The sequence below is a fragment of the Hufsiella ginkgonis genome (genome assembly GCF_009834915.1).
In the GTDB taxonomy this organism is placed as follows: domain Bacteria; phylum Bacteroidota; class Bacteroidia; order Sphingobacteriales; family Sphingobacteriaceae; genus Hufsiella; species Hufsiella ginkgonis.
In genome coordinates, this window is record NZ_WVHS01000002.1 from 1 (window position 1) to 12,402 (window position 12,402).

The window sequence follows — 12,402 nt, forward strand, 5'->3', positions numbered from 1 at the left end:
CGTGAACTTCGCCTCTAGAAAAGTAATCGCGTATTTGATTCCCCCGGTTATGGTTCCCTGACTGATCACATATTCACCTGCATCGTCTCCGGGTGCACGCGCAGGCGAACCTGTTAATTGATCATTTCCCACCAATGCGCCAGAGGTAATGGTGTAAGAAAGGGCAGGGTCTGCGTCCCCGTACACCCTGGTTCCCCGGTCAGCGGTTACGGTAACCGGAACGGGCGAGACCACGAGGTTACCGGGCACATAGTGGATCACATAGGCCGAGGGGTTGAAAGTTCCGCCAGTAGCGGCGCTGACGGTGACCTGTCTATTATAGGCGGCTGGCAAGTCTGCAGCTGCAGATCCAGTACCGTAGCTCACCGTTATGCTGCCGATGGTTTCGCCCGGGGCTAAACCGGTTGCCGTAAATTCCGTAGTACTGCTGCCACCTGAAATAGCTGTGCCATATAGCTTGTTTGCAGCTTTCGCAGTGATGGTTAAGATCGGGCGTCCCGCGGTTACCACCAAGTTGCTGTTCACATAAGTGATGTCATAGTTGTCGGTTAAAAAGCCGTTTGCTCCGACCGCCTGAGTAGGCACCACTGAGCCGGGGTACGTGCCGACGGGATCGTCCTGGGCGGCACCATTCCCGAAGCTCACCTGTACCGAGCTGATCGTGTTGCCGTTTTTCAGGCTGGCTGCCGGTACAGAAATGTTGGTGAATACGGCATCTTCCGTTAATACGGTGCCATATTCCTTATTTACATTATTGGCCGTAATGGTAAGCGGCTGTTTTGCCACGGTGCCATTGTATGGTTTGAATGTAATATCGTAGTTATTCACGTTAAAGCCTCCGCTACCGCTTGGGGCAGATGGCATGATGGTATAAGAAGCACCGGCATTGGCGGTCGGGGACAAACCGGTTGCATCGGGCGTAAGTGTTACGCTGGTGATAGTTTGCCCGGTAACGGTACCAACCGCGGTAAATTTGCTGGTTGAAGAGCCCATGGTCAATACTGCACCGTATGTTTTCGGTTGTTCAAGGGCCGTAATGGTGAGCGGGCGCCTTGCAACGGTTAGCGTTTGAGTTAAACTGGCAGGGCTATAATCGGCAAGTCCCGACTGGCTGGCGGTGATATTCGCGGTTCCTGGTCCTGCAATGTGTACCTTGCCTGATACGATGGTGGCTACAGCGGGATTATCAGACGTGTAGGTGAGTGGCGCAGAGGTGCTTACCGTCGCTGCTACAAAATCAGCATCACCATAGTTTTTAGACAATGAATTGAACGTGATGGTCTGCTGGAACTTGAAGCGCAGGTTATACCTGGTTACATATGCGTTGTCTTCTGCGGTGACCTCTATCAATCTTGTAATCGACTTGCCCGGTATCTGGTAGGTAATGGGCTTTCCGGAAAGGGTAAGTTCTACCTCATCGGCCCACATGGTGGCGTGTTCTTCTATTACAGGTGTCAATGTAATACTAGTCGTTCCTACCGGCACCGTGACCAGGTTTATGCCGTCTACTAATGGAGGAGTATTAATAATGCCAGTACTAAGCAGCAGGGAACGGAAAGCGGCATCCCTGGAGATCCTGTTAATGGCAAGTATATAGTTCTTCTCAGTGCCATTTTTCGCCAGCACATTAATGGATATTGTATTCGTACCTATGGTAAGCGGCAAGGTTACCGGCGCATTGTTCACCGTACGAATGTCCTGGATCGAAACGATCGCTAAGGCATCCGCCGGGATAGCGGTGATCGAGATCTTATTCTGGTCGCGGGGCACATCTACCTGGTAGTTAAGCGTAGCCGGGTTAAACGGAATATTCAGTGTCCCTTTATCAAAAGTGATGGACGCCAGGTTCTTATTGTCAGAGAACTCCCTGAATATATTTACCGTATAAGTAGCATCGCTGTTATCTTCCGTGATCACATCGATCACCAAAATATTGTTTCCCGGATTCAATGACCGGGTGAAAGGCGCGCCGCTCACAATAGAAGTGGTGTGGTTGTCAGCGACCAGGTTCAGTATCGATCCGGGGCTCCCCGTAGGGGTTAAAGAAACACTACCGGTGCCTGCAGGAACCACAAGGCTGTAGGTATGGGTTGCCGGGTTAAAACCAGGACTGAGCGTGCCGGCGCTGCTGGCCAGGCCCGTTAGCCGGGGATTACCGGACAACGCCCTGTTAACTATTATGTTATAGTCTCTCGTAGCCCCGCCCTGGGCAGTAACGCGGATCGTAACGAAGTTCGAGCCGCTGGTCAGCGGTACCGTAACCTGTTCGCCGGAAGCGGTATTCTTACTATGAAGGAAGATGGCACTCGAAACATTAAATGCGGTTGCCGACATGGTGATGCTTGATACCTCGTAAGGTACCGCAACAGTATAATCGGTGGTATTGATGTTAAATTCCGGGCTTAATGTCCCCGTGGACAAACCGATCGCGGTAAGCCCGGGATTATTATTTGGAAGCCTGTCGATGGTAACCCGGTACTGCGTGGTAGTATTATTGACATCATGGACTTCCAGGATAATGATATTATCGCCGATAAGGGGCAGTGGAATGGTCTTCGGTCGCCCGCTGGTAACCGGGGTCGGATCGTCGCCAATAGTAATAAAGGTAGTTGAAGAGTTAGCTACTGAGGGCGTGAGCTGGATGCTGGTAGTGGTATTCGGCACGGTGGCCGTATATTCAAATACCGTACTGCTAAAGAGAGTTGATAAAGTAGCGCCTGTCGCCGTAAGCCCGGATAATTCCGGCCCCGCCCGGTGGGACGATGATTTAACAGGAATCGCGGTCGCAGAAAAACCAGCAAATAACAGGACGCAAACAATTAGCGAGAATACGTTTTTAAAAATACCCAAATGCATTTAATCGGTTACCACAGAGCAAAATAACAAATAAATCGTCGATTGCAACGAATTGCCGGTCATTTATGACATTAGGCGGGTATTCGTGTTGCGGGTCGTCTGCAGCGGACGCACGGATAAGAAAACAACGACAATATAATAACAATATGTACCGTTTACCTTTACCGGTTTGCAGGTGATACGCTGGTGCTGAATCCGCCTTGTATCGAAGGCTGCGGGATAAAGCTGGTGCGGTCGCACGCGGGACAGGGCGGCCAATAACGGTTATGAAGCGAGCCGGATGAGTTTATACATCTTGCAATCCCATCCACAGCGTCTGGAAATCACCTTTCGCGGTACATCCTACCACAATATATAAATGAACAGGCAGATCGCCAGCATTGCAAACAGGATATCCGCGGAAGTGAGGTATCTTTTGTAGGCGGCTTCAGGCAGCAAGCTTTCCGAGAACTCATCGAACTCCCGGTTAAGCCGGTAGAAACCCTGGTAGATCTCCCTGTTTTCGGCGCTTGCCTTTACCCATTTGTTCAGTTGTTCGAGCTCATCGGGTAAGAGGCTGCCGTCGATTTTAGCCATGATCAGTCCAAAGGCATCTTCCCTTGAAATTAATTCCTGCTCCATAAAGCTTCGTTAGTGGTAAATGTCCCTCATTAACGCCTGTTCGGTATGCACTATAAAGTTGTATAGATCGGGTGAGCGTTCGCCGTTCTCATACCGCAGCAAGAGGGGAAATATAGCTTTGTTAAAGGTTACTTTTCGCAGGTTGTCGGCCGTGTAGGTAGCAGTCATGTGCTTGAGTAATTTATCAGCCAGTTCCCAGTTCATTGCGATGAATTAACAAGATGCAATTCGTTTTTTACTGGATGTAAAATTATCTCAAACGGCTGTCTGACGGATTAGAATGGGATTAGAATTTTAAATAGTAACGATCTTGTCACTAAAGGAACCCGATAAGTAGGTAATTTTATCGGTATATTCTGCTTAAATGACCCGGATCTGTTTGATTGAAGACGAAGAAAAAGTTGGTGCTTTTATCAAGAAGGGACTGGAGGAGAACGGGTACCGGGTGGAGCGGTACAAGGAAACCAGCAAGGCCAGCGATTCCCTGTTCGCCGGCAAATTTGACCTTCTAATCCTTGATATCATGCTTCCCGGGATCAGCGGTGCGGAGTTTTGCCGCAGGCTGCGCGAGAAAAGCTTACACATCCCGGTACTGATGCTCACTGCCCTGGGGACCATCGATGATAAAGTGAGCGGGCTGAAGGCTGGCGCCGATGATTACCTGGTAAAACCATTTCGCTTCGACGAGCTGCTGGCCCGCATGGAGGCGCTTATCCGCCGGCAAAACATGTTCCGGCAGGCCAATGAGTCCATCACCTTTGAAGGTCTTACCTTAAATACCTGGGAGAAAACCGCCGAACGCGAACATAAGAAGATCACACTTACGGCCAAAGAATATGCCCTGCTCGAGCTCTTTATGCGCAATCCCGACAAACTGCTTACCCGCCAGTACATTGCGGAAAAGGTGTGGGGCATCGGGTTTGATACAGGCACTAACGTGATCGATGTATACGTTAATTATCTCAGGAACAAAATAGACAAAGAGTACGATGTCAAGCTGATCCATACCATGGTGGGCATGGGCTATATCCTGAAAAGGAACTTATGAAAATAAAGAACCGGCTTTCCCTTTACTTTACTTTAGTGAGCTCCACCATCTTGCTGATCGTCATGACGGTGATCTACCTTTCTTTTTATAAATTCCTCCAGATCGATTTCTTTAACCGCTTGAAAGACAGGATCAGCATCGCTACGCGGCTATATATCGAAGCCGACGAGCAATCGCGCGCCGACCTTACCCGTGTCCGCGAAAAATACCAGGAAAAGATCCCGGGCGAAGTGATCCGGATCTACGATGGGGGAAACGATGCTGCGTTCATTCCCGACGACAAACAATACTGGCCGGATAATATCATCAACGAAGTAAGAGAGAACGGTGACATCGAATACTCGGAGCGGGGACGTTATGCCGTTGGCATGCATTATAAAGATGAACATGGTGATTTTGTAATCCTCGCTTCTGCGCAGGATCCCGGTCGTATCGGGCAGCTTAACCGTTTCAAGTTCATTATGGCTTCTGTTTTTTTCCTTTCCATCATCCTGGTTTTTAGTATCGGACGGTGGTTCGCAGAGAAAGCGCTGTCGCCAATTAACGGGCTTGTAGCACAGTTGCAGAAGATCAGCGCTACCAACCTGGACACGCGCGTAAACGTTACGCAAGAGAATGACGAGATCGGCCTCCTTGCCAGGAATTTTAACCACCTGCTCGAACAGCTTCAGCACTCTTTCGAGCTGCAGAAAACATTTGTTGCCAACGCTTCCCATGAGCTGCGCACACCCATCACGAGCATGATCGGGGAAGCAGAGATCGCACTCAAACAGGAACGCAGTGCCGGCGAATACCGCGCGGTGATCCGTTCGACCCTCGCGGAGTCAGAAAAGCTGAACGAGACCATCACCGGCCTCATCGACCTTGCGGAAGTAGACGTTACGTTTGGTCGCGCGCAGCTGGTGCCTATCCGGGTCGACGACCTGGTATGGGAGCTGGAAGAGTACTGGTCAAAGAAGTTGTTCCGGCATGCGCTACGTGTTAAAATGGACCGGGTGTCCAGCGACGAAGCATCGCTGATCATACAGGCAAATAAGGCCTTGTTGTCTATTGCCCTGAATAACCTGGTCGGCAATGCCTTTAAATTCTCAAACAATAAGCCGGTAAGCTTTACGCTTGAAACGGGCAACGGGCTGGTTAAAATAAAGATCCAGGATAAAGGAATCGGAATTATCCACGAAGACCGTGAACGGATCTTCGATGCCTTTTACCGTTCAGAAACGGCGGCAGACTACCCGGGGAACGGCATCGGCCTGTATGTAACCAATAAGATCGTCCGCATGTTAAAAGGGGAGATCGGGGTATTGTCAATTGCCGGCTCCGGCACGGTTATTACGCTGCAGTTTCCTAATAGCGAAGGGTGATGTGCTTCTCCTAAGCCTTTCCGGGGTATTCCGTCAATGCCTTTTCAAGACAAAGCATGGCGGCGGCAATATCCTCTTTATTGAGTACATAGGCCAGCCGCACTTCGTTCCTGCCCGCGCCGGGAGTGCTGTAGAAGCCCGTTGCCGGCGCCATCATCACTGTTTGGTTTTTGTAGCTGAATGATTCGAGTATCCATTGACAGAATTTATCGGCGTCATCTATGGGGAACCTGGCCACCACGTAGAAAGCGCCGCCCGGGTTGGGACAAAATACACCGGGAATACGGTTCAATGAACTTACGATGAGGTCACGGCGTTCGGTATACTCCCTGTTAACGGTTTCGAAATACGAAGCGGGCGTGTCTACCGCCGCTTCGCCGGCGATCTGCGCCACCATCCCGGGGCTTAACCTCGCCTGTGCGAACTTGAGCGCCGAGGCGATCACGGCCTTGTTTTTTGTAATGATACAGCCCAGCCTTGCGCCGCAGGCGCTGTAACGTTTGGAGACGGTATCGAGCACGATCACGTTTTCTTCCATTCCTTCCAGGTGCATCGGCGATTCAAACTGCCGGCCGTCATAACAGAATTCCCGGTACGCTTCATCCGAGAAAAGATAGAGATCATATTTAAGGCATAAGGCCTTCAGGTCTTCGAGCTCGCGCCGGGAATATAAGTAGCCGGTCGGGTTGTTCGGGTTACAGATCATGATCGCACGGGTGCGTTCGGTGATCACCTTCTCAAACTCGGCCACCGGCGGAAGAGCAAAACCGTTTTCTATGTGCGAAAGGATAGGCTTTACCACCACATCGCCCATGCAGGCGAACCCGTTGTAGTTGGCATAAAAGGGCTCGGGGATGATCACCTCGTCGCCGGCATCCAGGCAGGTTTGCATCGCGATCGTAATGGCCTCAGAGCCGCCGTTGGTAACAATGACATCTTGCGGCTGTATGTGGTAGCCGAGGTCGTTATAATAGCCGGTAAGCCTGGTTCGGTAAGAAAGAGTGCCTTCCGACGGGGTGTATGCCCACACCTTAAAACTGATGTTTTTAATAGCGTCGAGCATCACGTCGGGCGTCTGTATGTCGGGCTGGCCGATGTTCAGGTGATATACTTTTTTTCCATCCCGTTTTGCCTGGTCGGCATAAGGAGTGAGTTTACGGATAGGAGAGGCAGGCATCCGTGTACCTTTGCTGGAGATTTTCGGCATAAGGTGCAAAAATAAAAAAACCTCCCCGGTTTAAGGAGAGGTTCCTGAATAATGTTTAGAGTTGTGACTATTTCGAGCTTGACGAAGTTGCCGCAGCCACTACTTCACCCTTAATATAAAGATATTTTACAGGGGTGCGGGCATTTGACTTCACCGTAGCCAGCTTGGTGAAAGTAGATACGGTTGCTGCGTTGTAGGTAAGCGTGATCACGCCTTCACCGCCTTTTTTAATAGGAGTGGAAGTGAATTTTGCTACGGTACATCCGCACTGCGGTTCTACCGCGCTTATGATCAGCGGCTCATCACCGATATTGGTGAACTTAAAATCCACTGTTACCGGTTTGTTTTGGGGGATCTTGCCAAAATCATGGGTTTCTTTCTCAAATTTGAACTCGGCAGTAGATTCAACCTGCATGGCAGTCATCGCAGTAAAGCCTAAAATAACTGCACAGAAGATGATTAATTTTTTCATCGTGTTTGATTTTGTTAAATGGTGATCTCGCTTTTCTGTGCCTTTTTAATTTGGGCTCAGCTTACACAAATATAATAATTTACTATTCAAAAAGCATTCCAGTAATCACCTGCAGTGTAAAAATACTGTAAATTAAACGGGTATCGGTGACCGGTTACCAGCAATCGGTTTCTATGAAGCGCAATATATGGAACTGATTAACGGTAACTGATCACAGACAACCAAGCCACCTTCTTTATTCCCGATCAAAATATTACTTTTGGAATTCTGCTAACCGGTGAATATGATTGAAAGCGAAGTAAAAGTTACAAACCAGTTTGGTGTGTCGGCATTAAGTTTCGACGCTTTTAAGGAGATTGTGATCAACGATTACAAGATCGCCTGTGAAAGTCGCCAGGCGAGTTTGCTTGGGCGAAGGGAAGTGCTTACCGGAAAAGCCAAGTTCGGCATCTTTGGCGATGGCAAGGAGATCGCGCAGATCGCCATGGCGAAAGCTTTTAAGAACGGCGACTGGCGGGCGGGTTATTACCGCGACCAGACTTTTATGTTCGCTACAGGGATGTCGACAATCCTGGAGTTTTTTGCACAGTTATACGCAAATCCTGATACTGATTTTGACCCCGCATCCGCCGGAAGGCAAATGAACTGTCATTACGCTACGCGCAGCCTGAACGACGACGGCACCTGGAAAAATCTTGCGGAGATGAAAAACTGCTCTTCTGATATTTCTACCACCGGCGGACAGATGGCCCGGCTCGTAGGGCTGGCACAGGCCTCCAAATTATTCCGTAATAACCCGGAGCTGGAATATCTCCGGAATTTCTCCGTAAACGGGAATGAAGTAGCGTTTGGCACCATCGGTAACGGCTCTACGTCAGAAGGTGTGTTTTTCGAAGCGATCAATGCCGCCGGGGTAATGCAGGTGCCCATGGCGATCTCGATCTGGGACGATGCCTACGCGATCTCCGTACCGGCCGAGCTGCAAACTACCAAACAGGATATTTCAGAAATCCTGAAAGGCTTCCAGCGTGATGAGAAGGGCGAGGGTTACGAGATCTTCAAGGTAAAGGGCTGGGACTACCCGGGCCTTTGCGAAACTTATGAAACAGCCATCCAGATCTGCCGCACAAAACATGTCCCCGTGATGATCCACGTAGTGGAAATGACCCAGCCACAAGGGCATTCTACCTCCGGCTCGCACGAACGCTATAAAGCCGCCCACCGCCTGGAATGGGAAAAAGAATACGACTGCCTGCTCCAGATGCGCAAATGGATGATTGAATCGGCCATAGCGACCGATGAGCAGCTGGACGAAATAGAAGACGATGCAAAAATATACGTCCGCCATTGCCAGAAAAAAGCCTGGGCCGACTTCAACATCGCCATTAAAGCGGAAACAGACCAGCTGAACAAGTTGCTGTCTGCAACCGGTAACGATGAGGTGCAGGCGCTTTCGCGTGCCCTGGACAGCACCGTAGATCCGTCGCGCCGCGATGTGATGGTTACCGCACGCAGGGCGATCCGGATATTGCGCAACGACCAGTATGACGCAAAAACACAGCTCGTTGCCTGGTACCAGGAGCAGCTGGCGGTTAACCGCGAACGTTACAACTCCAAGCTGTTTACGGATGGAGTGGATTCGCCGTTGCGTGTTCCCGTGGTAGCGCCCGAATACGAGCCGGATGCACGCCTGGTGGACGGCCGCGAAGTGCTGAACGCCTGTTTCGACGCCAACTTTATGCGCGATCCGCGGATCGTCGCCTTTGGCGAAGACGTGGGTGCCATCGGTGACGTAAACCAGGGATTTGCGGGGCTACAAGTCAAATTCGGAACTAACCGCATCTTCGATACCGGGATCCGCGAGAACACCATCGCCGGGCAAGGTATCGGTCTGGCCATGCGCGGGTTAAAACCCATTGCCGAGATCCAGTACCTCGACTACCTGGTATATGCGCTTACCGTGTTAACCGACGACCTGGCAAGCCTGAGCTACCGCACCAAAGCAGGGCAGAAGTCTCCCGTGATCGTGCGCACACGTGGTCACAGGCTGGAAGGTATCTGGCATTCAGGGTCGCCGTTGGGTATGATCCTGGGATCGCTGCGCGGCATGCATATTTGCGTACCACGTAACATGACGCAGGCAGCGGGCCTCTACAATACATTGCTTCGCGGCGACGAACCGGCATTGGTGATCGAATCCCTCAACGGCTATCGCCTGAAAGAGAAACTACCCGCTAACGTGGGTGATTTTACGGTGCCGCTTGGCAAGGCCGAAGTGGTGCTTGAAGGGAACGACATCACCGTGGTGTCGTACGGTTCCACCCTTCGCGTAGTGCAGGAGGCGGCCGTGGAGCTTGAGAAATTGGACATCCGCATCGAGATCATCGATCCGCAGACGCTGCTTCCTTTTGATACGGAACAGGTTTGCCTCGCATCGCTCAGGAAAACCAATAAGCTGCTGGTGGTAGATGAAGATCTCCCCGGGGCAGCATCTGCTTTTATCCTTCAGCAAATACTTGAAGTGCAAAACGGCTATTATTATCTCGACTCCCAGCCGCAAACATTAACGGCAGTTGATCATAGGCCGCCTTATGGTTCCGACGGCGACTATTTCTCCAAACCTTCTGTAGATGATGTGATCGAAAAGGTGTACCATATTCTTTCTGAATCGAACCCGGGTAAGTTCCCTAAGATGTGGTAGCTGCGGCTTTTGTAGCCTCCCAGGTGTTGAAAAGAACGGGGCCCCGGAGGTGACGGATATTCAGCTAAGACGTATTGGCGAGGGGCCTTTTACCGCTCTCAGCATCTCCCTCTTCCCCGGCGCGCCCGGGAGCTTTTCGACTGTAAATCCCAGCGCTTTCATCGTTCTTTTCAGGTTGCCTGTAATGGCATAAGTAACAAATACTCCGCCGGGTTTCAGGAAGCTGCACAGGTGAGCGATGGCGTCATGTGTCCATAATTCCGGCTGGTGGACGGCGGCAAATGCGTCGAAGTAAAGTACATCGTACGCCGCATCGGTATCAAAATCGGCAAATGTGCTTGTGTCGATCGCTAATTTACAAGTGTCGCTGATCATTACCGGCCCGCTTAATGCCACCAGGTATTTTGCGGCCAGCGATTGCCACGTGTTCCCGGAGATATATGCATCATAGCCGGTGCTTTTGAACAGCTCGTCTGTTACCGGGAAAGCCTCGATGCCGGTATAGTCAAGCGCGATATCCTGCTGCAGGCACCAGTCGGCGCTAAGCATAAAGTTCAGGCCCGTGCCAAATCCGGCTTCGAGCACCGCAACAGACCCTGGATGGTTTTTTCCCGTGAAATGTTTTAACCCGGCTTCAAGGAAAACATGTTTACTCTCCTGCAGGGCGCCGTGCCGCGAATGATAATGCTCGCCAACCTCGGAATTAAAAAGGGTGTTGGAGCCATCGGAGGTAAGTACGAGTGTGATCATGTTACCGCCGGCGAAGATGCTTTAGCGACTGTACCGGTAAACCCGGTGACGGCTTCCCCCAGGTCGTACACCGCCGTCTCTGCCAGGGCTTCCGCAATAATGGATGAACCGATGGCCGAGCGGTAGCCGCCCGCGCAGTGCACGATCACCGGTTTACCCGCCGGGATGCGGTCCAGGTGCTTGCGAAGATCCGGGAGCGGCAGGAGCAGCGCGTTTTCGAAAATCTTACCCGCTGAATGTTCACCGCTGTTCCTGACGTCAACGATGGTGTAATCGTCCATGTGTTTCTTAAAATGATCCAGGTCGAGCAGGGGGCTGGTCGTTGTGCCTGGTGCCGCAGCAACTACCGTTCCCGTTACCTGCTTCTCATAACCGATCTTCGCCGCCCTTGTTAACGCCGTTTGCAGGGCATTCACTGATCCGGCCAGCAGGTAGAATGGCTCATTGGGAGCGACCACTGAGCCGAGCCAGGTTTCGAACGAATTGCCATCCGGGATATTGAACGAACCAGCACGGTGCCGCGCCTTGTAATCACCGCCGGGACGGGTATCTATTTCCAGCGCGCCGGGCGGCAGGTCTTCAACGGCAACCTGGGGAATGGCCGAAATACTCTGTTTGAAAGGAGCGGCCCCGTTCCGGTTTATAGTTACATCGAACTCGAAATAAGCAGGTGTGAATGGCTGATCTGCGGTGATCAGCTGCACGAACGCCGTTTCGGTCATATCCTGGAGCGCGTAATTAGACACCCGTTCCTTCCCGATGGTGCTGAACAACTCCGGGCTCATGTTTTTGCCGCAAAGCGAACCAGGACCATGTGAAGGGTATACAAGTACTTCGTCAGGCAGCGTAAGCAGCTTTTCGCGGGTTGAATGGTACATGTCTTTGGCAAGCTCCTCCTTCCTGGCAGTGATGCTTCCCGCGTTTTCGCGAAGGTCCGGGCGACCGACGTCCCCGGCAAAGAGCGTGTCGCCGGTAAAAATGGCATGTTCTTTCCCTGATTCGCCGATCACGAGAATACAGATGCTGTCTGGCGAATGGCCGGGAGTATTGATGGCACGAAGCAGCACCGTCCCAAGCCTGATCTCATCGCCTTCATCAAAAGTAATATGCGGGTAGCCTGCATCCACCAGTTTACTGGCATAAATGGGTGCACCGGTCTGCTGATGCAGCTCCAGGTGCGAACTCACGAAGTCGGCATGGGGATGAGTTTCAATTACACCTGTTAATACGGCCTGGTTTGCAATGGCCCAATCGAGGTAGGGCTGCGGATCGCGTGCGGGATCGATCACTACCATTTCGCCGCTGCTGATCACCGCGTAGGAACTATGAGCTAATCCTTTGTCGTAAAACTGTTCAATTACCATATCTGGCGCAAAGATAAAA

Annotated in this window: 10 protein-coding genes; 3 read left to right on the top strand and 7 right to left on the bottom strand. The window is 51.3% G+C overall.

The genetic code is table 11. The annotated features are described in order from the left end of the window. The 3 genes from GS398_RS06765 to GS398_RS06775 all read right to left on the bottom strand — a co-directional run. Nucleotides 1-2,856: cadherin-like beta sandwich domain-containing protein (locus tag GS398_RS06765; protein WP_160906021.1), on the bottom strand; the 2,856-nt coding region annotated here is incomplete at its 3' end. Nucleotides 2,857-3,198: 342 nt separating this feature from the next. Further along, a complete protein-coding gene (locus tag GS398_RS06770) occupies nucleotides 3,199-3,477 on the bottom strand; it encodes a hypothetical protein (protein ID WP_160906022.1) in 279 nt (92 codons plus the stop codon). A gap of 9 nt (nucleotides 3,478-3,486) precedes the next feature. Next, on the bottom strand, nucleotides 3,487-3,681 hold the full coding sequence (locus GS398_RS06775; protein ID WP_160906023.1) for a hypothetical protein: 195 nt from the start codon (nucleotides 3,679-3,681) through the stop codon (nucleotides 3,487-3,489). Between the two features lie 160 nt (nucleotides 3,682-3,841). Between GS398_RS06775 and GS398_RS06780 the strand changes: the two genes are divergently transcribed. Continuing rightward, nucleotides 3,842-4,525, top strand: a complete 684-nt coding sequence (locus GS398_RS06780; RefSeq protein ID WP_160906024.1) for a response regulator transcription factor — start codon at nucleotides 3,842-3,844, stop codon at nucleotides 4,523-4,525. After that, entirely contained in the window at nucleotides 4,522-5,889 is a 1,368-nt protein-coding gene (locus GS398_RS06785; RefSeq protein ID WP_160906025.1) for a sensor histidine kinase, read from the top strand. Before GS398_RS06780 ends, GS398_RS06785 begins: the two co-directional genes overlap by 4 nt. Nucleotides 5,890-5,899: 10 nt before the next feature. On the opposite strand, the gene GS398_RS06790 is transcribed toward GS398_RS06785, so the two are convergent. Then, the gene (locus GS398_RS06790; RefSeq protein ID WP_160906026.1) at nucleotides 5,900-7,096 is read right to left on the bottom strand and encodes a pyridoxal phosphate-dependent aminotransferase; all 1,197 of its coding nucleotides are present in this window, start codon (nucleotides 7,094-7,096) and stop codon (nucleotides 5,900-5,902) included. A 67-nt stretch (nucleotides 7,097-7,163) separates the two neighbouring features. Continuing rightward, nucleotides 7,164-7,568: a DUF1573 domain-containing protein gene (locus GS398_RS06795; protein ID WP_160906027.1), complete on the bottom strand. Its 405-nt coding sequence runs from the start codon at nucleotides 7,566-7,568 to the stop codon at nucleotides 7,164-7,166. Nucleotides 7,569-7,851: 283 nt separating this feature from the next. Between GS398_RS06795 and GS398_RS06800 the strand changes: the two genes are divergently transcribed. Further along, a complete protein-coding gene (locus GS398_RS06800) occupies nucleotides 7,852-10,269 on the top strand; it encodes an alpha-ketoacid dehydrogenase subunit alpha/beta (protein WP_160906028.1) in 2,418 nt (805 codons plus the stop codon). 60 nt (nucleotides 10,270-10,329) lie between these two features. On the opposite strand, the gene mnmC2 is transcribed toward GS398_RS06800, so the two are convergent. Both mnmC2 and GS398_RS06810 read right to left on the bottom strand, forming a co-directional pair. After that, entirely contained in the window at nucleotides 10,330-11,019 is a 690-nt protein-coding gene (gene mnmC2, locus GS398_RS06805) for a tRNA (5-methylaminomethyl-2-thiouridine)(34)-methyltransferase MnmC2 (protein WP_202405986.1), read from the bottom strand. Then, nucleotides 11,016-12,383, bottom strand: coding sequence for an MBL fold metallo-hydrolase (locus GS398_RS06810; RefSeq protein WP_160906029.1), 1,368 nt, complete (start codon nucleotides 12,381-12,383; stop codon nucleotides 11,016-11,018). Before GS398_RS06810 ends, mnmC2 begins: the two co-directional genes overlap by 4 nt. Nucleotides 12,384-12,402 lie beyond the last annotated feature (19 nt).